Genomic DNA, 21445 nt, shown 5'->3' on the forward strand with positions numbered 1-21445 from the left:
GGCTCTCTTCTTTGGCTCCGCCGAACCAAAGCAGTCGCAACGGCGGTGTGCGGTGAGTGTCAGCGTGCTTTCGATGCCACTTTGCTCTCGATGGCATCCCAGATAAGAGCGGCGATATCGGCGCCGCCGAAGGCCTTCACTTGGCGGATGCCGGTTGGCGAAGTGACGTTGATCTCGGTGAGATAGCCGCCGATCACGTCGATGCCAGTGAAGATCAAGCCGCGGCGTTTGAGTTCTGGTCCGAGACGCGCGCAAATCTCGCGCTCGCGTTCGGTAAGCTCGGTTTTGGCGGCCGTGCCGCCGACGTGCAGGTTCGAGCGCGTTTCGCCGTCCGCCGGTACGCGGTTGACGGCGCCGGCATACGCTCCGTCCACCAGGATGATGCGTTTGTCTCCGGCGCGGACTTCTGGTCGATACTCCTGCACCATGAAAGGTTCGCGGAACACCGTCTGGAACAACTCGATGAGAGAGGCGAGGTTGGTGTCCTCTGGGCGAATGCGGAACACGCTTGCGCCGCCGTTGCCGTAGAGAGGCTTCAGGATGATGTCTTTGTGGGCACGCCTGAACGCCAGCACGTCGTCAAGGGAGCGTGTGACCAGCGTTGCGGGCATCAGGTCCAGGAAGTCGAGGACGAAAATCTTCTCAGGTGCGTTGCGCACATGCGCCGGATCGTTGACGACAAGCGTCTTCGGGTGAATACGCTCCAAAAGGTGCGTCGTCGTGATGTACGCCATGTCGAACGGCGGGTCCTGGCGCAGCAGGACGACATCCCAGTCCGCAAGGTTTTCGCGGCGCGCACTGCCGAGCTGAAAGTGCGCGCCTTCCTTGTCGACCACGCTCAGATCGTGGCCGCGCGCGAGTAGCTTGTCGCCTTCGAGTGCAAGATTGGGGGGCGTATAGTAGAAGATCTCATGCCCGCGCCGCTGGGCTTCGAGCAGAATAGCAAAGGTGCTGTCGCCGCGGATGTCGATGCGCTCGATGGGATCCATCTGGCAGGCAATGCGAAGCTGCATGGAGGTCTCTCGGGATTGGCTGGACTCGGGGCGAAGGATTAGCACGAGTTGGCTACGGGTGCGCAAGAACGGCCGGATCACCGGACCTGCGGTGCGGCTTCGTCACTTGCCCATGTGGTCCAGGGCCTTGCGCAGGGGTTCGAGCGAGATGGAGATCGGACCTTCAAGAGAATTGTCCATCTCAAGCACGAGGTACACGGATGCGGCCAGAGAGACCGCGCACAGGAAGGCTATCGTTAATACCGTGGCGTTTCGCGGTGCGAACAGCCCGTAGCAGAAGAAGATGAGGGCAAGCCAGAACACCAAAATTACGAGGAATGGTGTTGGCATGCTGCTGTCGAGATCGTCGACCAGGAACCAGCGAGTTTCTGCAATCTCGCTGCTCAAGTCGAGAGCCCGTTTCTGAATCCAGCGCTGACCTTCATTGGACGGCGTCAGGCCGCGAAGCTCGTCTTGGACCAGCTCGATGACGGCGAAGCCGCCCTGCTTGCTTACTTTCGGGCCGGGTTCAGACTCTGCAAGCTTCCGTTCGACGGTTGCGCGCAACTGCTTTCGCGCGTTGGACACCTCAGGGCCATAGTGCGCAAGAACGCGATCAAGAAGGACAAGTTTTGCCGTGGCGTGCCGGAACTCAGCATCTTTGTTGTCGAAGGATGTCTTGGCCGCATACATCAGCAGGCCAAGGATCACGGCCGCCAGCAGGGCGACGACGGCCATGAAGGCGTGCACGACCTCCTTCGAGGGACCGGTCAAGTTCTCCTTTGGAAGTGTGGGTGCGATGTAGGCAGCAATGAGCGTCGCACCGAATGTGCACGCAAGGACAGTGCAGAAGACCAGCATTGGCATCTTTCCGGCCCGACACTAACGACGGAAACAGCGCGCCCTACCAGCGCGGCCCCACGTAAGGCGGATCGAACCGCGCATCGGCGCAGCGTTCTCCGTTCCAATAGCGATACTTGCCGCAATTTGACGGCCTCGGCGGCGAGATCCAACCATAGACCGGCGGTTCATAGACGGCAGCCGGCGGTGGTACGACGCGTGCGACTGGGGGCGGCGGTGGCGGCGGAGGTAGGTAGTATTCCGGCGGATAGTAATAGTCGTCGTCTTCGTAATCGCGATACCAGCGGTCTCCGACTTCGACGGTCGCCGTCTCATGTTTCGAAGCCGCACCGGCGGTGGCAGGAAGGGCCAGGGCCATTCCCGAATTCGTTGAAAGGCCGACTGCGGTCAAGAGGCCGCACAACGGTAAGCCCCAGGTCATACGCATGGTACACTCCATGATCCCGGCACAGAGCATCATAGCCGGATCAATCGTGGGTGTCCTTGCCATTGCAATCCGCGTGGTGGTCTCGTGCCGTTAATCTTGACGGCTCATGACCACCACGCCGCGAGTCTCATGCAGAGCAAAAGGATGCTGAGCGTCGATCTCAGGCCTTTTCGTCGCCCGCCAGGACGTGACCCATCCACTCATCGAGGGAGATGTGTCCGGCGTTTTCGACAGCAGACAGCTCGTGCGGACGAAGGATGTCCTGCAGCCCGTCGATGCGCTTCCACTCGCAGAGCGGCGTTTCTGCTTGGGCGCGTGGCACGTAGCGAGACGCGGCGACTTTCTCGTAGCGATGGACGTAGCGCGGGCAATTCATCCAGACGTCTTCCACGGCGACCTTCACGACCAATTCCGCTTCCTTGAAGAGACCCAGCAACGGGCCCTCCCTCAGCACCTCCGCGCGGCCCTGAAGCCGCAAGCGGAACGGGCGATCGAAAGCGATGAAGAGGCAACCGATCTGCGGATGGGCGTTGATGTTGCCCATCGAGAAATACATGCCGTTGCCGTCGTAGCTCGGGAAAGCAATTGTCGTCGCATCGAGCACGCGGACAAAGCCGGGGTCGCCGCCCTTGTAGGAGACCGTCGGCCGTCCCTGGTGGTCGACCGTTGAGAGAAAGAACATGTCGCGGCTTTCGATGAAGGCGCGTGCCATGTCGTCGATCTCGGTCTTAGCCGCGATGGCTTCTACGCGGTCGGCCATCGCACGGCTCTCGAACGCGTCCTGAAACTCGCGATGCTGGGGCCCATAAAGGCGGCTCATGGGAGGCTTCCTCCGTTGTCTGTTTTGGATTTTTTGTCGGTTTTGTTCGGGGATCATACTAGCCGAAAAAAACTGATTGCCTATCGTGTCACCCGCGGGCAGTGGCCCCGTCCGCAGACGGCGGATGAAGAGGTTTTGCGCTCGAAGTCAATCGCAGCGTGCGCTCGCCGCACCATCATCCGCTCACTCGGCACCGGCCTCCGCGGGTACCGCATACAAAAAAGGATGCGATCGCGGGATCGCATCCTTGGGTTTGTCCGGTGTTGTCCGCGAGGATCGGACTATTTCTTGGCGACGAACTTGGCCTTAATGCTCTCGATGCCGTCCTTGAAGATGCCATCGATGACCTTGCGGGCCTCTTTGTCTTCCTTGCCGTCGGCCGGGTCGTAGGTGGCGCTCCAGCTCACGTTGATCTCGTCGAGGTCGTCGTCGTCGGGCGTCACCGAGAACTGCGCTTCATAGTTCTTCACCGGAAGCGGGCTTTCGATGATTTCGTAGCGGTAGCTCGTCGTGCCCGTATCGACGAGCTTCTCCTTGATCTTCCCGCCGTCCTTGAGTGTCAGCGTGCGGAACGTGGCGTCGCCTTCCTTGCTCTCATCGCAAGCGGCAACGGCAGGGTGCCAGTCCTTGATCGCGCACCAGCCGCCGATCTTTTCCCAGAGCGCCTTGCGCTCGGCTTCGGTCTTCGTCTCGTCGACATTGATCTCGAGCTTCTTCGCCGAAACGAGGCTTGCGGCGGAAGCGGTTCCGGCTCCTACGGCCACGGCCCCAGCGGCCAGCATCAGCGCGGCAATCGAAGTTCTCATCGTGTCTCCTCCAAGGGCCTCGTTCGGCATGCGTTTGTTACAGTGTAGCGTATAAGACATCACGGGTACGGACGGGAAGACCTGGCAATCACACATGTTCGTGTTTTAGTGTAGTCCGTCGTCGAACCAAGTCTGCTGTCAGAGCGCGTTTTCGAGATGGCGTGGCCAGCGGCGGCCTATCAGGAAGATAAGGTCGTAACCCTGCGCGTGGGCCTGGTAGCGGGGGTTCTGAGCGAGCCAAAGGCTCGCCGCGCGCCGGATGCGTGTGCGCTGGGCGGCGCTGATAGAGGCTTCCGCGGCTTCGAGCGTCGCACGCCGCTTGACCTCTACGAATGCGAGGCGCTGACCGCGAACGGCAATGAGGTCGATCTCGCCAAGCGGTGTCCTTTCTCTTCGCGCAAGGATGCGATAGCCACGCAACCGCAAAGCGAGAGCAGCCAACCATTCGGCCTGTCTGCCACGGCGATCCCGGGCTTGGCGCTCCTCCCGCCGTCTGTCTCCGTCCATCGGTTTGAGACGCGACGGCACCGTTTTCACCTGGGGTCGCGACGTTTCAATTCAAGCGCGAGATCGTACACCCGCGCCTTGGGTACCTTCAGCGTTTCGGACACCATGCGGGAGGCATCGCGGATGCTCAACGTCTCGAGAGCCCGCGCAAGGCTCGCTTCAATGGCCGCGTCGTCCACATCGCCGGCAGCGGGTGGTCCCACCACGATCACGACTTCGCCTTTCAATGCCTCTTCTGCCGTGTCACGGGCGAGCGTCGAGAGCGAACCCCGGCGGACCTCTTCGTGCAGCTTGGTCAACTCGCGCGCGACGGCTGCTTCGCGGTCGCCAAGCACGTGTGCGAGGTCGGCCAGTGTCGCGGCGGTGCGTGTGGGGGCCTCGAAGAAAACGAGCGTTCCGGGAACTGCCGCCAGCTCCGCCAGACGTGTTCTGCGCGCGCCTTCCTTGGCGGGAAGAAATCCCGCGAAAAAAAAGGCGTCCGTCGGCAATCCGGACACGGTTAAAGCGGTGAGCGAGGCAGATGGTCCGGGCACGGAGACGACCGCATGGCCATGCGCCGCAGCCTCGCGGACGAGCTTGAAGCCGGGATCGGACACCAGGGGTGTTCCCGCGTCGCTGATAAGCGCCACGACCTTCCCGTCGGCGAGCTCATTCAGGATCCGAGGCCGCTGCTCCTCGGCGTTATGCTCATGATAGGGGCGAAGCGGCGCGCGGATCGCATAGTGCGCAAGGAGGGTGCGGCTGTGGCGCGTGTCCTCGCAATAAACCACGTCGGCGCGGGCCAGCGTTGCGATGGCGCGAAGGGTCATGTCGGCGAGATGTCCGATCGGTGTAGCGACGAGGTAAAGACCCGGAGGGTGCGGCAGCGCAAGCTGGCGTTCGAGCTCGAACGATGCACGCCCTGCGATCGCAGCCGCATTTACCATCGCAATTTCAGAAGTCTCGTCGTTCATCATTCCGCCTGTAACGGGGACTAGTGTGATGATCGAGAAATTCGCCATCATTGGCGGCAAGGTGCCAAGCGAATTTCTCGGTCTGAATCACACTAGCCAATCATAGACTTGGTAGTGTCCCTTTGATTCCGAAGTTCGCTCGGTCCCTAGGAACGAACTGAGGCGAACTTCGGAATCGGGACACTACGGTCCCCCAGCACCAAGTCGCGGCCCCTTTCTTCGCGCCTTTCGTGGTGGAAAATCCAGGACATATTGCTAACGCCGTGACACAATTCACTTCACCCTGCCGGTCGCGCCCTGTAACCAGGGCGCTCAAAACTGCGCGAGGCCGCCCATGGCCGCGAACGTTGAGAGAGATCGCTGCCGACATGGTCATGGTGCTTCCCGCGTGACGACGCTGTTTCGCCGCCCGCAGAGGATCGCAAACAGGACCGATGCCGGACCCGCGGTGCGCGGGCGGGGCTGGGTGTCCGCACTTCGCGCTCGTGTCCGTTGTGTCTGCTCTCTTGCCGCCGTTGCCATCGCCGGTTCTTTGGTTGCCGCCTGCGCCACGAATCTTGGCGGGGCCAATCCGACTTCGGCGCTGAGCGAGCAGAAGCCACCGGTTGAGGATGGCAAACCGAAAAAACCAGTTCGCATCGGCATGCTGCTTCCCGTCTCGGGTTACGGGCCGAATGCGATCACGGCGAAGGGGATGAAGCAGGCGGGTGAACTCGCTCTCTTCGAGCTCGACAATCCGCTCGTCCAGCTCATCGTCAAGGATGACAAGGGGTCGCCTCAGGGTGCGGCTCAGGCGGCGCAAGAGGCTATCTCCGAGGGCGCGGAAATCATTGTTGGACCGCTGACTGGAGCCGCTGCATCCGCTGTTGCGCCGGTTGCGCGCAAGTCCAATGTTCCCGTGCTCACCTTTTCCAACGATCGGCGCGTTGCGGGCAATGGCGTCTATCTCATGAGCGTGCTGCCCGAGCAGGAGATCGAGCGGGTCGTCGCTTACGCCGCTGTCCGTGGCAAGAAACGTTTCGCGGCGTTGGTGCCGGATGACGCCTACGGCCAAGTGGTCGAACCTGCTTTCCGACGCGCGGTCGAGCGCAGCGGCGGTACGGTGGCCGGCGTCAGCCGCTACCCTCTCGAACCCAACGCCATGCTGGCGCCGGTCCGTGCGCTTGCCGACGAGGTGAAGCAAAGTGCGGATTCGGCCGTGCCGATCGATGCTTTGCTCGTGGCGGCAGGAGCCGAGATGCTGCCGCAGATCGATCCGATCCTGACCTATGCGGGTATCAGCAGCGACCGGCTTCAGCTTCTCGGAACGGGCGGTTGGGATACGCCCAATGCCGGCCGTAGTCCGGCGTTTGTTCGCGGCTGGTATCCTGGCCCCGATCCGCATGGCTGGGCGGATTTCTCTCAGCGCTTCACGCGATCGTTCGGGCAAGCGCCGCCGCGGCTGGCGAGTCTGGCCTACGACGCCGTCAGCGTCGCCATCACGTTGTCCTCGGCGGAGCCGGGACAGCGGTTTACGGTCGAGGCGTTGACGCGGCCCGCCGGGTTCACCGGCGTCGATGGCAGCTTGAGATTCCGCGCCGATGGGCTGTCCGAGCGTGGGCTTGCCGTGCTCGAGCTTCAGACGTTCGGGGGCAATGTGCTCGATCCACCGCAGGCTGTTCAGCCTCCGGATGGGCGGGTGTCAGCGGCGGGCGCCCAATAGCGTCGAACGAAGATCAGGCGGCCGTAAGGACCCGGTTTTTGGGCCGGGTGGCGGCGTTGGTGCGTGACAGGGCGAGCAGGGCTTCGATGGAGGTGTCGAGCGCGGCCTGGGTGTTGAGCTGGTGCACGCCTTCGCCCTGGAGGGCGGCATAGGTCATCAGCGGGCGCACATCGTCGCGAATGCGGTCCAGCACATACGATAGGGCATCCAGCTGTTCGCCGGCGGTCTCGTGCAGCGCGACGGCGGCAGTTGCGCCGGTGCCGACGGCCGTCAAAGGCTCCGTGGCGAGACTCCAGGCCTCGATCTCTTCAAGGCGGTCTTCCTCTCGTGCGAGGATCGGGGAACTCTGCCGTGCCTGAGCGGCTACAACCTCTCGACGTGAAGAAATTGCGGGACCGATAGCCGCGCGTGCGGACTCGGTTGCCCGGGCGGCGCGTTTGCGGATCTCGCCAGCCGCTTTCGAAACCCGCTCGGGCAGCCGGCGCGTTTCGTCAACGACGAAGAAGATGAAATCTTCGAGCCAGAAGGGACCTGGCGGGTTTATGCGGAATCCCAGCATTCAAAGTTTCCGTGTGCTGTAGAGTCAACGCAAAAGTCGCGACCGCGCTTTGCGGCGCAGATGGCTTTCGCAGCGTTTCGGTGGGCGCTGGAAAGCTGAGCTTATTCGCTGCGTTATGCAAGTCTGTTTCGTGCCGTATGGTTTTTCGCAACATACAACTTCTGGAAATTGATACTGAAAATGGAGAGCTAATTATTCGTTAATGCGAAAATTCGGATGACCGGCGATGTGGACACGAACGGTGCCCACCGCCGTTCACTTGCCTGAAACGCCCGAGGCTCCGTTCGGTTCGCGTCCCCATGAGGTCGGGACGACCGTCGACGATGCGCCGGCAGGTCGACGGCCCGGTCGCGTCGTGACGGGGGCGCCGTCTTGGCGGGCGTTGCGGGTCGAAGTGGGGCCGCGATAGCGGTAGTGCCCCGTGATCTCGTTGACGAACAGGGCGTCCTCCAACTGCGGTCCCCAAGCGCGGTTGTGCACGATCATCGGGCGTCCAGATGGTGCGATCACCGAGGACACCATGGCGATGTGCGCCTGGCTGCGCCGGTTCTGCGGACGATGGTAGGTGACGATGTCGCCAGGACGATAGTCTTCCGGGAACGAGGTGACGGGCAGGCTTTCGCCTTCCTTTGCGAAAAAGCGGCGCAGAACTTCCGTGCGCCGGTGGTCGATGCTGGTATCCCCGGAGCCCGTACGTGCCTCATGGACAAGGGGTTGAAGATCGATGCCCAAGGCACGGTAGGCGCGAATGACAACGTCGGTGCAGACGCCGAACAGCGGGTTCACGTCTCCCATGGGAAAGGGAATAGTGCGGTAGGCATCGTTGTAGATTACGAAATTTGCGACCTGAGTTTCCGCTGCGGCGGCGAGGCGAAGACCGAATTCCTCGGCGCTCGATGAAGGGTCAATGGGGATCGGGGTTTTCGCAACGGACTGCGTGCCATTCTCGATCGAGCAAATGCCGGGGAGTATTAGGTTGCCCTCGTCATCCGCTTCGTAGGCGTCGATGAGGTCTGGGCCGGCCGGCCGGATGCTGCCGGGGGGTACCGGAGACGGGGCCAGCATAACGAGGTCCGTCCTGGCTGCGCGCGAAAGGGTCAATTGCGATTGTGCTGGTGCCAGCTCAGTCATTCGCACGGGCCGCTGTTGCAGATCAGAAGTGGCCGGAGCTTTTATCGGCTGACCCAGCCGGACTGGAACGAGCGGCACACCGGCTGACCTCGCAACCTGCTGTTCGGGTGGAATGCCGCTGACCGCTGCCAAGGTGGCCAAATCAGGCGTTGTCTCGCGCACGATTGGGGCTGGTCCGAGCACCAGTGGGGCGCTCACTGAGCCAGGGCGTACCGGCGAAAGCTCCGTCTCGGGGGCTGAAACGGCAACGAGAAGGGACTGCAAGGTGCGTACCGACTGGTGGACAACCATCGCGGACGCCACCAGGAGGAAGGGCAGGAAAAGCAGGGCCAGCGCTTCACGTTCGTCATGCGAGTAGGGCAGAGCGAGCGAGCGGATGTCTGCTCTCAGGCGGCGCAATGTCGGCCTGACGTCATAGTCTGCGAGGCGATGAGCGAAGCTTGTCACGCCGGCGCGGGTGCGCTGGACCAGGGCCGAGCTTGCGCGTGCGAGGCCCGCCAGTTTCTTCTGAGCGTTATCTAGGACGCCGTCCAACGGGACGGGCTCATGGGAGAGCTGGTGGACGCGCACCGGCATCGCCGCCACGCTGCTCGGGCGGGCCCTTGCCTTCGGCTTTGGCTGGCGTGGCTTCTTCACCTCGAGAGCCCGATAAAAGTACGGGAAATCAATACGTGAACTTTACGCGATAACCCAATGTCTCACCATCGGAAAAATTAGTTTACGTACCATTTGCGGCGGTTTCGTTGCTGGCAAGTCCCACGCGTTGTCGGATCTGCAACGCATCCACTCCGGCCTCCCGCAGCGAGCGCAGGGATGTATCCCTGGCGCTCTTGGAGAGCTTGTTGCCCTGCCCGTCCGTCAAGAGCCGGTGGTGATGATAGATGGGCTCGGGGAGGCCAAGGATCGCTTGCAGCAGGCGGTGCAGGCTGGTGGCAGCGTAGAGATCGCGGCCCCGGGTGACGTGAGTTACGCGCTGGCGTGCATCATCGACTGTGACTGCGAGGTGGTAGCTTGCCGGAACATCCTTACGCACAATGACCGCATCGCCCCAGTCGGCGGGGTTCATCTCGATATGCTGGGGGTGGCCCGCACCATCCAGCTCGGTGAAAGTGACGGTGCGTGCGCCGGTAATTCTTTCCAGCGCGTCGAGCGCGCGGTCCATGTGGATGCGTAGCGCGAACGGCTCGTTGCGTGTGAGGCGCACGGCCACTTCCTCTTTCGGAAGGTTCTTGTGCAGACCGGGATAGAGCGGTGTGCCGTCGGGATCTGTGAGATGCGGATTGAGCTCGGTGGCTTCGCTGATTTCGGAGCGCGTCGCAAAGCAGGGATAGAGAAGTCCCAGCTTTAGCAACCAGTCTGAGGCCGCGCTGTAGGTGGTGAAGTGCTCGCTCTGCCGCCGCACGGGCTCTTCCCATTCGATGCCGAGCCATCGGAGATCTTCAAAGATCTGGGTCACGTACTCTTCGCGGCAGCGGGTGGTATCGATGTCCTCAATGCGGACGAGGAAGCGGCCGCCGAGGTGCTGAGCCATATCGAAGCCGACCATCGCCGAGAACGCATGGCCGAGGTGAAGCTCGCCGTTGGGGCTCGGCGCAAAACGCAGCACAGGTCTCGCACTCATAGAGAGGGCTTTCTCTCGCAACCCATCAATCGCATTGGCCCGTGCGCCCTGCGCCCGGCGAATAGGTGGGCGCTATTGCTTCCACGATCGGGTCGTAGATATGCCGTTCGGAAACCGGATAGAGCAAGGCCCAACTGTTGATCAGCCTCCCATCGCAGGTGAAGCTCACGCGCTCATAGAAGTGCGTGTCGCCACGTGTGCCGGACAGCACGAAAAAACGCTTTTTCATGGGGGCATAGTCGATTTCTGCGCCCTGGTAGCTTTCGGATAGGATTTGCGCGCGATACTCGGCCAACGTGGCGTCCGAGTCATTCGGAAACGCGCCAACGAGGAGGCGCGCGCCTCCATCGTGGGAGATAAGAACCTGGCCATCCAGGGATGGCGTTCCTTGGCGCTCGGTAAAGACCGATCCCGGGTAAGCGATCTCAAATCCGTACCGCTCGTTCGAGATTGTTTGCCATTGCTTGAGTTTCGCCCCGGCATGAGCGGCGGATGCGGCAGTGCCGGCGATCCACGCAGCAACGAACATCAACAACAACGATGTGCTGCGACCTTTCCTGATCTGCCTCATACGCCCCTCCATGCACACAAGACGTTTCCTTCTGAAGCACTTCACCCTACTTTGAGCGGTGCGTGTCGAAAAGCGTGGAGCGTGCGAGCATCGTGCAGAAGGCAACTCGTCCACACAAAGCAAAGCCCATCAAGCCGCGGACGATAGAAACGATCGCCGACATTCGTGCCGGCGCGATTGCGTTGAGGAAGGTTTGCCCGTCGATGCGGCGCATTCACGACCTCGTCGGCGATCCGCCGTTGCGCCGTAACGCGTCGGGTTTTGTCGGGCTTGCGCAAGTCGTCGTCGGTCAGCAGCTCTCGATTGCGAGTGCGGCTGCCATCTGGAAGCGTGTGGTCGTTGCCGTCGACCCGTTCGATGCGCCGACGCTCCTAGCGCAGAGCGATGCAACGCTCAGGGGCGCTGGGCTCTCGCAAGGAAAGGTCCGGACGTTGCGGGCTGCGGCCGAAGCCGTCCGGTCCGGTGCGCTTCGGCTCGACGAACGACAGTCGGACGAAACCTTACGGGAGGCGTTGCTCGGCATTACTGGCATCGGTCCCTGGACGGCGGACATCTACACGATGTTCTGCCTCGGACACGCGGACGGGTTTGCACCCGGTGATCTCGCGCTTCAAATCGCGGCGCAGCGTGCATTGGACCTCGATTGCCGCCCATCCGCGCAGGACCTCGTCGAGATCGCCGAGCGCTGGAGACCGTGGCGTGGCGTGGCCGCCCGGCTCCTTTGGGCGTTCTACGTCCACCGGGCCTGAAGCGGGATTGTCATCCGATTGGCGATTTCGCCCGTATTTTGAGGAGTATCGCAGCGATGACCGACAAAAAGTTCCCGTAGAATCCTGGAGCTTCACAGAGCTGACATGCGTCGCTAGTATCCGCACCCGAAAGCGGGGGTGACGCCCCGATTCGTCGAACCGACTGGAAGCAAGCTTGTGAATGCTCATGCTGCCACGCCGGACTCGTTCCCGGCACTGGTTCTCAACGCCGACTTCCGGCCCCTGAGCTACTACCCGTTGTCGCTCTGGAGCTGGCAGGAGTCGGTGAAGGCCGTATTTTTGGATCGCGTCAACATCGTCTCCGAATACGACCGCACGGTCCGGAGCACGAGTTTCGAGATGCGGCTACCGAGCGTCGTTTCGCTCAAAACCTACGTCAAGCCAGCGCTTTATCCGGCCTTCACGCGGTTCAACGTGTTCCTGCGCGATCGCTTCTCGTGCCAGTACTGCAGCTGCCGCGAAGATCTGACGTTCGACCATCTGATCCCACGCTCGCGTGGCGGTCAGACGCGGTGGGACAATGTCGTGACAGCGTGCGCCCCCTGCAATCTCAAGAAGGGCGGCGCGATGCCGTGGGATGCCGGCATGCGCCCTTACCAGATGCCGTACCGGCCCACGGTGTTCGAGCTGCACCGGAACGGCCGACTGTTCCCGCCCAACTATCTGCACGATAGCTGGCTCGATTATCTCTATTGGGATACCGAGCTCGAGCCGTAGGCAGCGTTCCAATCCTGTTCCGCAAGTTTTTCGAAGATCGCCCGGTCAGACTGCGCGTCCTTTCGATGCTGCGCGAAGAAAAAAGGCCCCTCTTGCGAGGGGCCAAGATTGGAAGGTCTAACGAACATCGTGCCTGGAGCGCGGCTTAGGCGGCGCGCTTCTCGGGCTTTGCGCAGAGAACACGGGCGATGGCTTCGACGGCCTTGCTCCAATCGGCTGCATCGGCGGTTGCCGTTTCGGCGCCGAAGGCGCGGATGGCGTCCGTTGCCGTTCCGCCGTCGCGGAAAAAGCGAGCGCAGGACTGGCGCGCAACGCCGACAGCCTGATGCCATTGCATGGGATTGATGTGCTCGGGGATCATCGATCGCTCCTGATATTCAACTGTTACGCAAGAGAGTTTCGGCAAGCACACCAGCGCTCTTCAGTGCCGCTACGCGCGACCGGTACATGCGGCACCAACTGGGACTGATGTCAGGTGTCCGGTATGCTTGCCTACTCGTTGGAAGCCGATCGTCTGGCTTCCCAATCTCACGGCCGAAATACGCAAAACTTCGGGTTCGGCCTGTTCCCGTGTTATTCAGCGCTGCCGTCCGTTGCCGGGTCGTAGTTGCCGTCTCGCGCACTCTCGAGCACGGCACCGATCACGTCATGCAACGAACGCCATACATTGTCTTCGCAGGGCATAGACTTTACTCACTCTCACTGCCCTCGATCGTTCTCTCGCTTTCACGCACACGCTTTGCCGCGAGCCAACGAGCAGCCTCCGCTGGAGGCGCCGAGGATTTGAACTGGGGCGCGAGCCGCTCCGAGATACGCGAGACCTTTTGGGCCCGGGCGGCTCGCTTCATTCTTTCGAACACGCCGGCGAGCGTGCTCTTGGGGGATGATGCTGGGGGATACGCTGACGCAACACTACGCGGTACGCATGGACGCAACTGGGTACGCAACTTTTCGGTACGCAGGACTAGGGAACGCAAGACTGGGGTACGCAGCACTTCGGTACGCAACTCTGGGGTACGCTTACGCAACGCAACGGCACTCGGTACGCAATTGACGCAACGCCTACTCGAAGGGTTCCGGCTAGCGGAACGGACTCTTGTTGATAACCTTTGGAAGGAGTGTTGATGCTCTTTCCTGTCTTCGAAAACTTTGAATGGGGCAGTACCGGGAGAGACAGTCCAGGCTGCGCCGATCACAAGGCGCTCGCGCTGATCACTCCGATTGGACACACCCTCGTTCGCCATTTCCTCCCTACGCGGTACGCTCACACCATAAGTTCCTTTTGTGTTCCGCGAATGAGAACACTTAACCGTGACACTGTGGCCACGCGAGGGCGCAAAGTTGGCTGGCCGGAGATATGATCTTGACTTGATGCGACACTGCCACATGCGACGTGCGCAAGAGCTTACGGCGGCTCGATAATTGTTCGAGCACTATCGCTTGTTGATAACCTGAGTGCTTGAAATGACTCTGGTTTCAGGTTCGGGCGAATGCCGCGAGCGAGGCGGCTTTCAGCGCGCCGGTGAACGCGAGCAGCGACGCGATCACGTTCCAGCCTGCGAGCGATAACCCCATGAATGTCCAGGCGGCTTGGTCGCATCGGACGACGTGGGTTTCGGAGAGCCCATTCAGGAGATCGGACGCCGACGTCGGGAGGGTCTGAGCCGTCGCGCACGTGTCGGGTCCAGGCCAGAATTTCCATTCCACGCCCGCGTGATAGACGCCGAGGCCGGCATTGGCGAGGAAGGCAAGGGCGACGGCGAAGAAGATCAGCGCCGCAAGGCGCGGCATTTCCGAAACGAGCGCCATGCCGATGAAGAGCGCGGGGATCGCAGCGTAATACGCGTAGCGCTGCATCAGACACAGCGGACAAGGCGCCAAGCCGCCCAGATACTCGAATGCGAGCGCCCCCAGAATGATGCCGGTTGCGAAGAACAGGGTCAGTCCGCCGTAGCGATAGGCCGCGCTCTTCTCGGGGGAGTCGGACGACAGCATCATATTTACGCTCCGCAGCGGCGTTTGGCCGGTCAACTAGAACACATACTTGATGGAGACGAAGCCAAGTACAAGCAGAACCACGAAAATCGTGGTCAGCAGGCTCAGGCGCTTTTCAATGAAGTCGCGGATGGGTTCGCCAAAGAAATAGAGGAGGCCGGCAACCAGGTAGAACCGCATGGCCCGCGCGATGACGCTCGCCAACATGAACTCAAGCAGCGGCATGTGGGTCACGCCCGCGGTGATGGTCAGCACCTTGTAGGGGAAGGGCGTCATGCCTTTGATGATGAGAATCCAAACGCCCCACTCGTTGAACCAGTGCTGGAAATCGGCGAAGCCCTCGGACTTGCCATAGAATTCCAGAATGGGGCGGCCGATCTGCTCGAAGAAGAAGTAGCCGATCGCGTAACCCGCGACGCCGCCGATGACGGACCCGATGGTGGCGACGGTTGCGTACCACCAAGCCTTGAGGCGGTTGGCCAGCACCATCGGCACCAGCATGACGTCCGGCGGGATGGGGAAGAACGAGCTTTCGATGAAGGACACCCAGAACAGGGCGTGAGGCGCGCGCTCGTCGCTGGCCTTTGCCATCACCCAATCGTACAACCGCCGCATGATGTCGGTGCTCCCCGGAAACGCCACCGGCGTGCTTAGTGGCAGCGGGGCCGGTTGTCTATCGTGGCGACGCCGGATGTGTGGCGGGCTCGAAGCTCGCGGAAAGCTCGAGCACGAGACTGTTCAGAATGAAGCGGCCGCTTCCGGAGGCCCGGATGCGGCCAAGTCGCGCGCCGTATGCAGCGGCCGGCACGAGGCTGGGTAGGAGACCAGGCCCGAGGCAGGCGCGGATCTCGTCGAGACCTTCAGGCGTGATGTCGGGCGCCGGCAGGCGCTCGATCAAGCCCTGCTCGATCAGCTTGGACACGACGAATGCTCGGGGCACCAGACCGCCGATGCGTGCGAGCCGGTCCAGGTCGATGCCCTCTTCGAGGCGCAGTCCCATCAGCAGCATTTCGTCGGCGCGGGCTTCGGGCGACAGTTCTTCCGTTTCCGTGATACCGTGTCCGGCCTTTTCCACGCGCGCCAGCCAGCGCTCGGGACTGCGTTCGGTCGAGGTCGCGAGGTGGCCCGTTGCCGTTTCGATGCGGCCATGGGCGCCGGGGCCAATGCCGGCGTATTCGCCATAGCGCCAATAGAGCAGGTTGTGGCGGCTTTCCTCGCCGGGACAGGCGTGGTTCGAGATCTCGTACTGGCGCAGGCCCGCCTTCGCTGTCAGCTCCTGCGTGGCCTCGTAGAGATCGTGTGCGGCTTCGGCTGGCGGGATGACGAGACGACCCTTTGCGTAAAGATCCGCGAAGCGCGTCTCGGGCTCGATGGTGAGCTGATAGAGCGAGAGATGGTGGCCCGCGATTTCGAGGGCTTCGGATAGCTCCGTACGCCAGCCGGACAGAGTTTGCTCGGGGCGGGCGTAGATGAGATCGAAGGAAAACCGATCGAAGGTTCGCCGCGCGATCTCGATCGCAGCTTTCGCTTCATCGACGGAGTGGATGCGGCCGAGGCGCTTCAGATCCGCGTCGCGCAGGGACTGTACGCCGATCGAGACGCGGTCTACGCCTGCCGTGCGGTATCCCGCGAAGCGGGCCGCTTCGACGCTGCCTGGATTGGCTTCAAGTGTGATCTCGGCGTTTGGATCGACTGGCCAGAGGTGCGCGATGTGGTCGAGGATTGCGCCGACCGTCTCGGGTTTCATCAGCGACGGCGTACCGCCGCCGAAGAAGATCGAGCTTACGGTCCTTGGGCGAGCTTCGCGTGGCGCATCGGCGATGAGCGCCGCGACATGGTCCAGCTCGCGTTTGTAGGCCGCGAGATACCGCGGCTCGTCCCAGCCGCCGAAGCGCACATGGCTGTTGAAGTCGCAGTACGGACATTTCTGCGCGCAGAAGGGCCAGTGGATGTAGACGCCGAAGGCTGGCTCGTCCTTGTTCACGCGCTCAACTCGTTACGTTTTGTATTCACTTGCTTGCCGCAAGGAGGGCACGCGCGATGGTGCGCCAGCGCGGCTCCGCGTCTGGAACGTTGGCCGAAGCCATTGCCGTTTCAAGGGCGGCGAGGAAGGTGGCGAGATTCTGGGGCTTCCATACGGTGCCGTGGCGGGCGTGGTCTTCGCGCAGGCTGGTGATGAAGCGCACCAGCTCGGCCTGTGTCGACAGATTGCGGGCGGCGGCGTCGAGGGCTTCGATGTTGCGGCCGGACATTTGTGTCGATGCGTTGGTCGGCACATGCTCGAGGCAGTCGCGCTTGAACGCCTCGAAAGCGCGCGTGCGATGGGAAATCGCGTATTTCGCTGCCGGCTCCATCTCGCCGAAGGTGCGCGTGTCGCCGTCGGGCACGAACATCGGATCGTAGCCGAAGCCATTGCCGCCGCGCGCGGGCCAGACCAGCGTGCCAAAGACTCGGCCTTCGAACAAGCGGGACTCGCCGGTGGGCCAAGCGAGGCAGATGACGGAGATAAAATTCGCGCGGGGTGGCGGACCCTTCCACGCGTCCTTTTCGGCCAGCGCGTCATGAACGCGCTGCATGGCGAGCGCGAAGTCCTTGCCCGGCCCGGCCCAGCGTGCCGAATAGATGCCGGGATCGCCGCCAAGTGCTTCGACTTCAAGGCCGGAGTCGTCGGCGAGCGCGGGAAGGCCTGAACCCGTTGCGGCGGCGAGGGCCTTTAGGCGCGCATTGCCTTCGAATGTCGGCTCCGTTTCCTCTGGCTCGGCGAGTTTCAAATCTCCAGCCGAGATGGCATCGAAGCCGTAAGGCGCGATCAGCTCCTTGATCTCCCAGACCTTGCCAGGGTTGTGGCTGGCGACGACGAGGCGGCTGCCCGGATCGAGTTGTTTCATGCCTCAAACCCCCAGATGCGCGGTTCGGCGAACTCCACGGAGTTACCGGCGGGATCGCGTACGTAGATCGAGCGGCCGCCGTTCGGCCACTCGAAGTCCGCTTCGATTGCGAGCCCCATGTCGTCGACGAGGCGGCGGCGCCAGGTGTCGATACCCAATGGATTTGCGGAGAAGCAGACATGGCCTTCGCCGCTTGCGCCGTGGGTTGGAACGGGCAGAGAGCCACCAGCGGGTTTCCGTGTGGCATCGGGATTGAAGATGAGCAGCATTTGATTTTCGAGCTTGAAGAAGATGTGTCGTCCCTCGGCTCTGGCGTAAGGCGTGAGACCAAGGAGGCGGCCGTAAAAGTCTTCGGCGGCCGCCAAGTCCTGCAGGTAGATCACGGTTTCCAGAACAGAAGGTGCGTTCAATTCAGGGCCCATAGGAAGATTAGCGTGGCTAGTGCCCCGAGGACCGTTCTGCCGGCGTGCAGCCAGCCCCAGCTCTCGATCAGGGCTCGCGATCCTGGGCCGGCGGAGTCCAGCGGCGTGGTCTTGAGCTTGTTGTTGGTCGGCATGATGCCGATCAGTGTGTAGGGCCAATTGGCGAAGAGTACGAGCCCGCCGGCCAGCCAGCGCCAGTCGCCGTACGTCCACCAGGCAGCCGTGCCCAACAGGAACCCCAGAATTGCGAGGGGAGCTTGCATGGCAAGGCCACGATCATAGCTCGGCTGCCATTCCGCCAGCAGGGCTCGGTCATCCAACTCCAGGCGGGCATGTTGCTCGGCGAAATTCAGGTAGAACGCTGCGCCGGTGAAGAGCGCGGCGGTCGTCAACGCGAGGTGCCCGAGCAGCATGGCGTGCTCCTTCGACAAAGTGGGCAGCAGGCGACGGAGCAACCGGCAGCAATGTTCTGAGCGAATTTCTCGATCATCACACTACCAAGTCTATGATTCGAGTGTCCCTTATGGTTCCGAAGTTCGTTCCGGTGTCTGGCCGCGAACTTCGGAACTGGAACACTCGGGCCCGTTGCCTTCTGCCTTCCTCAGGCCACCGTCAGCTTCTGCAGCTCGACCAGCTCGGCGATGCCCTTGCGTGCAAGCACCATGAGCTGATCGAAGCTCTCCTGGCTGAAGGCAACCGTCTCGGCGGTGCCTTGGACCTCGACAATGCCGCCGGCACCCGTCATCACGAAATTTGAATCCGCGTCGGCGGCCGAATCCTCGGCATAGTCGAGATCGAGGACCGGGGTTCCCTTATAGAGACCGCACGACACGGCGGCGACGTGGTCGCGCAAGACGCCATCCTTCACCATGTCGCGCAATTTCATCCATTGGATGCAGTCGTGAAGTGCGACCCAGGCTCCGGTGATTGCGGCTGTCCGCGTTCCGCCGTCGGCCTGGATGACGTCGCAGTCGATGGAGATCTGGCGCTCACCGAGCTTTGGCAGATCCACGACCGCACGAAGCGCACGCCCGATCAGGCGTTGAATTTCCTGGGTGCGTCCCGACTGGTTGCCCACGCTCGCCTCGCGGCGGGTGCGCTCGCTGGTGGCACGCGGCAGCATTCCGTACTCGGCGGTGACCCAACCACGACCTTGCCCCTTGAGCCACGGAGGAATCCGTTCTTCCAGGCTTGCCGTGCACAGCACGTGTGTGTTGCCGAATTTGATAAAGCAGGATCCTTCGGCGTGCATCGAAACCGCGCGTTCAAGTGAAACGCGGCGAAGCTCGCCTGACTGGCGTTTGGACGGGCGCATGTCGGCTCTGTAGATTGTTGCGGAAACTAAAAAAGGGACCCGGAACGAAAAGTACCGTCATCCCCCTTTTTCTCTGGTTGGCGCGACCGTAAGGGAGGGGGCATTCCGGATCAACCACAATTCCAATCCGGGGCCAACTAGCCGGGCTAGGTCAAGGCGCCGCGCATGCCTGGGCTGGACCCCGAATTCCCCTTGGTTGGAGCAAGGTCTTGCATTGACGAATAAGTCCGCCATTTTTAGGCTCTTTCCGGCGCCGATGCCCAAGGCCTGAGCACCCCATGTCCGAACCGCAATCCGAAATCAAAAAGCTCAGCGAACGGTCGCGCGCGATCCTGCGGCAGATCGTCGACAGCTATCTTGCGACGGGTGAGCCTGTCGGCTCTCGCAATCTCTCCCGCGTCCTGCCGATGGCCCTGTCCCCCGCTTCGATCCGGAACGTCATGAGCGATCTCGAACACGCGGGTCTCATTTACGCGCCGCACACCTCGGCGGGCCGGCTGCCTACGCAGTCTGGGCTCAGGATGTTCGTCGATGGTCTCCTCGAAGTCGGAGATCTGAGCGAAGAGGAGCGGCGCAAGATCGAGGCTCAGATCGCGGTCAAACGCACGAAGTCTCTCGACCAAGTTCTGACCGAAGCCGGAGAAATGATCTCCGGACTGTCTCACTGCGCCGGCGTCGTGGTCGCGGAGAAGCAGGTCGCGCGGCTCAAGCATATCGATTTCGTGCCGATCGAGCCGACCAAGGCGCTCGTCGTCCTGGTTGACGAGGATCAGAACGTCGAAAACCGTCTGATAGACATTCCGGCGGGCTTGCCGCCGTCGACGCTCGTCGAAGCGGCCAACTATCTCAACGCGCACATTCGAGGGCTGACCCTCGCCGAGGTGCGGGCTTCCATGGAGGCCGATCTCGGGCGGGCGCGTGCGGAGCTCGATAAGCTCACTCAGAAGGTGATCAAGGCCGGGCTTGCGGAATGGTCGGGCACGGTCGACGATCGCAAGAGCCTCATCGTGCGGGGGCAGGCGAACCTGCTCAAGGATCTGACGGCGATCGAGGACCTGGAACGTATTCGCCAGCTCTTCGACGATCTCGAGACGAAGCGGGACTTTTCGCAGATTCTCGGCCTTGCCGATCATGCCGACGGCGTGCGCATTTTCATCGGCTCCGAGAACAAGTTGTTCTCGCTATCGGGGTCTTCCCTGATCGTTGCGCCGTTTCATGATACGGACCGGAAGGTGGTGGGCGTGCTCGGCGTGATCGGGCCGACGCGTCTCAACTACGCACGCATCATTCCGATGGTTGACTACACGGCCCGTCTCGTTAGTCGTGTCCTGACTTGATTTTTTTGCTTTTGGGGCTGATATCGGGCCCACATCCGCCGTTTGCTTGCGCCCTTAAGCCGTCGCAAGCGAAACGCGCCTATTTCACACTCGATGCGGAGATCCAATGTCTGACGAGACGAAATCCAACGCACCCGGCGCCGAGCCCAAGCCCGAAGCTGGGGGACCCGAATCGTCACAGGACGCAGCTCGTCTCGCCGCGGAGGTCGATACGCTGCAGGGACAGATTGCCGACCTCACGGACCGCCTGCTCCGGGCCCACGCCGAAATGGACAATATTCGCAAGCGCGCCGAGCGCGAGCGAGAGGAAACGGCGAAGTATGCGATCAGCAAGTTTGCGCGCGATGTCGTGACGGTTGCCGACAATTTCGAGCGCGCCATCCAGGCCGTGCCGGCGGGAGCCGCTGAAGCGGACAATGCCCTCAAGAGTCTGGTTGATGGCGTGAGCATGACGGAACGCGAGTTCCTCAATGTGCTCGAACGGAATGGCGTTCGTCGCGTCAATCCCAAGGGGGAAGCCTTCAACCCCCATCTTCATCAGGCCATGATGGAGATGCAGAACTCTGAGGTGGCCCCGGGCACCATTCTGGAAGTGTTCCAGCCTGGTTACGTGATCGAGGATCGCGTGCTGCGGCCGGCCATGGTGATCGTGGCCAAGGGCGGGCCCAAGGCGCCAAAGGCAGCACCTTCCGATGCGACCGATGGCGGTCAGGACACCACGCCGCCGCCTGGCAACGACAACTCTGTCTGAGCTCGGCCGGCTCAGTTGTCGGAGCAAGACGCCCGGTGGCAATTCGATGGGTGACCGGTGCTCCGTTGGGGCTGGCCGGATTGCGGCGCTTGGTAGCGGCGGCCGGGCAGGCGAAGATGAGTCCAGTAAAGGTCCAGCTTTTAAGCTCATATTAAGGGAATTGGCTGGGCAACGTCTTGGAAGAAGGTCGAGAGGAGCGTTAAGCAGAAGTCCCCCAAATTGATCCCGCGGCTGTGAACGGCGCCCGTTGCGCGCCGAAAACCTCACACTATATAACCGCGCATCATCAATTGTTCTCCT

Annotated in this window: 24 protein-coding genes; 5 read left to right on the forward strand and 19 right to left on the reverse strand. The window is 62.0% G+C overall.

Translation table 11 applies throughout. The features are described from left to right. Positions 1 to 59: 59 nt before the first annotated feature. The 7 genes from gshB to rsmI form a co-directional block, all read right to left on the reverse strand. Positions 60 to 1013, reverse strand: a complete 954-nt coding sequence (gene gshB, locus VHO05_RS10080) for a glutathione synthase (RefSeq protein ID WP_329646449.1) — start codon at positions 1011 to 1013, stop codon at positions 60 to 62. 102 nt (positions 1014 to 1115) lie between these two features. After that, positions 1116 to 1730, reverse strand: coding sequence for a DUF4239 domain-containing protein (locus tag VHO05_RS10085; RefSeq protein ID WP_329646450.1), 615 nt, complete (start codon positions 1728 to 1730; stop codon positions 1116 to 1118). Positions 1731 to 1896: 166 nt separating this feature from the next. After that, a complete protein-coding gene (locus VHO05_RS10090; protein WP_329646451.1) occupies positions 1897 to 2280 on the reverse strand; it encodes a hypothetical protein in 384 nt (127 codons plus the stop codon). 160 nt (positions 2281 to 2440) lie between these two features. Further along, positions 2441 to 3100: a pyridoxamine 5'-phosphate oxidase family protein gene (locus VHO05_RS10095; protein WP_329646452.1), complete on the reverse strand. Its 660-nt coding sequence runs from the start codon at positions 3098 to 3100 to the stop codon at positions 2441 to 2443. 281 nt (positions 3101 to 3381) lie between these two features. Then, positions 3382 to 3906, reverse strand: coding sequence for an SRPBCC family protein (locus tag VHO05_RS10100; RefSeq protein ID WP_329646453.1), 525 nt, complete (start codon positions 3904 to 3906; stop codon positions 3382 to 3384). 138 nt (positions 3907 to 4044) lie between these two features. Then, positions 4045 to 4434 carry a YraN family protein gene (locus VHO05_RS10105; protein WP_329646454.1) on the reverse strand — a complete coding sequence of 130 codons (390 nt, stop codon included), beginning with the start codon at positions 4432 to 4434 and terminating at the stop codon, positions 4045 to 4047. A 5-nt stretch (positions 4435 to 4439) separates the two neighbouring features. Beyond that, positions 4440 to 5366, reverse strand: a complete 927-nt coding sequence (rsmI, locus tag VHO05_RS10110) for a 16S rRNA (cytidine(1402)-2'-O)-methyltransferase (protein WP_329646455.1) — start codon at positions 5364 to 5366, stop codon at positions 4440 to 4442. 334 nt (positions 5367 to 5700) lie between these two features. On the opposite strand from rsmI, the gene VHO05_RS10115 reads away from it, so the two are divergent. After that, the gene (locus VHO05_RS10115) at positions 5701 to 7068 is read left to right on the forward strand and encodes a penicillin-binding protein activator (RefSeq protein WP_329646456.1); all 1368 of its coding nucleotides are present in this window, start codon (positions 5701 to 5703) and stop codon (positions 7066 to 7068) included. A gap of 13 nt (positions 7069 to 7081) precedes the next feature. Here VHO05_RS10115 and VHO05_RS10120 read toward each other — a convergent pair whose 3' ends face one another. The 4 genes from VHO05_RS10120 to VHO05_RS10135 all read right to left on the reverse strand — a co-directional run bounded on the left by VHO05_RS10120 (position 7082) and on the right by VHO05_RS10135 (position 10950). Further along, positions 7082 to 7627 carry a hypothetical protein gene (locus tag VHO05_RS10120; protein ID WP_329646457.1) on the reverse strand — a complete coding sequence of 182 codons (546 nt, stop codon included), beginning with the start codon at positions 7625 to 7627 and terminating at the stop codon, positions 7082 to 7084. A gap of 255 nt (positions 7628 to 7882) precedes the next feature. Beyond that, a complete protein-coding gene (locus VHO05_RS10125) occupies positions 7883 to 9394 on the reverse strand; it encodes a DUF1287 domain-containing protein (RefSeq protein WP_329646458.1) in 1512 nt (503 codons plus the stop codon). Positions 9395 to 9476: 82 nt separating this feature from the next. Next, positions 9477 to 10379 carry a tRNA glutamyl-Q(34) synthetase GluQRS gene (gluQRS, locus tag VHO05_RS10130; RefSeq protein WP_329646459.1) on the reverse strand — a complete coding sequence of 301 codons (903 nt, stop codon included), beginning with the start codon at positions 10377 to 10379 and terminating at the stop codon, positions 9477 to 9479. 25 nt (positions 10380 to 10404) lie between these two features. After that, positions 10405 to 10950 (reverse strand): hypothetical protein, encoded by a 546-nt coding sequence (locus tag VHO05_RS10135; RefSeq protein WP_329646460.1) that lies wholly within the window; start codon positions 10948 to 10950, stop codon positions 10405 to 10407. A gap of 62 nt (positions 10951 to 11012) precedes the next feature. Between VHO05_RS10135 and VHO05_RS10140 the strand changes: the two genes are divergently transcribed. Together VHO05_RS10140 and VHO05_RS10145 are read left to right on the forward strand one after the other, a co-directional pair. Further along, on the forward strand, positions 11013 to 11699 hold the full coding sequence (locus VHO05_RS10140; RefSeq protein WP_329646461.1) for a DNA-3-methyladenine glycosylase 2 family protein: 687 nt from the start codon (positions 11013 to 11015) through the stop codon (positions 11697 to 11699). 177 nt (positions 11700 to 11876) lie between these two features. Then, positions 11877 to 12437 carry an HNH endonuclease gene (locus tag VHO05_RS10145; protein ID WP_329646462.1) on the forward strand — a complete coding sequence of 187 codons (561 nt, stop codon included), beginning with the start codon at positions 11877 to 11879 and terminating at the stop codon, positions 12435 to 12437. 145 nt (positions 12438 to 12582) lie between these two features. On the opposite strand, the gene VHO05_RS10150 is transcribed toward VHO05_RS10145, so the two are convergent. The 8 genes from VHO05_RS10150 to rph form a co-directional block, all read right to left on the reverse strand. After that, positions 12583 to 12798, reverse strand: a complete 216-nt coding sequence (locus VHO05_RS10150) for a hypothetical protein (RefSeq protein ID WP_329646463.1) — start codon at positions 12796 to 12798, stop codon at positions 12583 to 12585. A 1115-nt stretch (positions 12799 to 13913) separates the two neighbouring features. Then, on the reverse strand, positions 13914 to 14435 hold the full coding sequence (locus VHO05_RS10155) for a disulfide bond formation protein B (protein ID WP_329646464.1): 522 nt from the start codon (positions 14433 to 14435) through the stop codon (positions 13914 to 13916). Between the two features lie 33 nt (positions 14436 to 14468). Beyond that, on the reverse strand, positions 14469 to 15050 hold the full coding sequence (locus VHO05_RS10160) for a YqaA family protein (protein ID WP_329647504.1): 582 nt from the start codon (positions 15048 to 15050) through the stop codon (positions 14469 to 14471). Positions 15051 to 15105: 55 nt separating this feature from the next. Next, entirely contained in the window at positions 15106 to 16416 is a 1311-nt protein-coding gene (hemW, locus tag VHO05_RS10165) for a radical SAM family heme chaperone HemW (RefSeq protein WP_329646465.1), read from the reverse strand. A gap of 25 nt (positions 16417 to 16441) precedes the next feature. Then, positions 16442 to 17320, reverse strand: a complete 879-nt coding sequence (rdgB, locus tag VHO05_RS10170) for an RdgB/HAM1 family non-canonical purine NTP pyrophosphatase (protein ID WP_329646466.1) — start codon at positions 17318 to 17320, stop codon at positions 16442 to 16444. Further along, entirely contained in the window at positions 17317 to 17730 is a 414-nt protein-coding gene (locus VHO05_RS10175; protein WP_329646467.1) for a VOC family protein, read from the reverse strand. Before VHO05_RS10175 ends, rdgB begins: the two co-directional genes overlap by 4 nt. Then, positions 17727 to 18152: a DUF1772 domain-containing protein gene (locus tag VHO05_RS10180; protein ID WP_329647505.1), complete on the reverse strand. Its 426-nt coding sequence runs from the start codon at positions 18150 to 18152 to the stop codon at positions 17727 to 17729. Before VHO05_RS10180 ends, VHO05_RS10175 begins: the two co-directional genes overlap by 4 nt. A 191-nt stretch (positions 18153 to 18343) precedes the next feature. Continuing rightward, on the reverse strand, positions 18344 to 19057 hold the full coding sequence (gene rph / locus VHO05_RS10185; RefSeq protein ID WP_329646468.1) for a ribonuclease PH: 714 nt from the start codon (positions 19055 to 19057) through the stop codon (positions 18344 to 18346). 278 nt (positions 19058 to 19335) lie between these two features. Here rph and hrcA point away from each other — a divergent pair, with 278 nt between their 5' ends. Next, positions 19336 to 20394 (forward strand): heat-inducible transcriptional repressor HrcA, encoded by a 1059-nt coding sequence (hrcA, locus tag VHO05_RS10190; protein WP_329646469.1) that lies wholly within the window; start codon positions 19336 to 19338, stop codon positions 20392 to 20394. A 106-nt stretch (positions 20395 to 20500) separates the two neighbouring features. Further along, positions 20501 to 21145 carry a nucleotide exchange factor GrpE gene (gene grpE / locus VHO05_RS10195; protein ID WP_329646470.1) on the forward strand — a complete coding sequence of 215 codons (645 nt, stop codon included), beginning with the start codon at positions 20501 to 20503 and terminating at the stop codon, positions 21143 to 21145. The last annotated feature ends 300 nt before the right edge of the window (positions 21146 to 21445 follow it).

This window comes from Hyphomicrobium sp. (assembly GCF_036262015.1).
Lineage (GTDB): Bacteria > Pseudomonadota > Alphaproteobacteria > Rhizobiales > Hyphomicrobiaceae > Hyphomicrobium_C.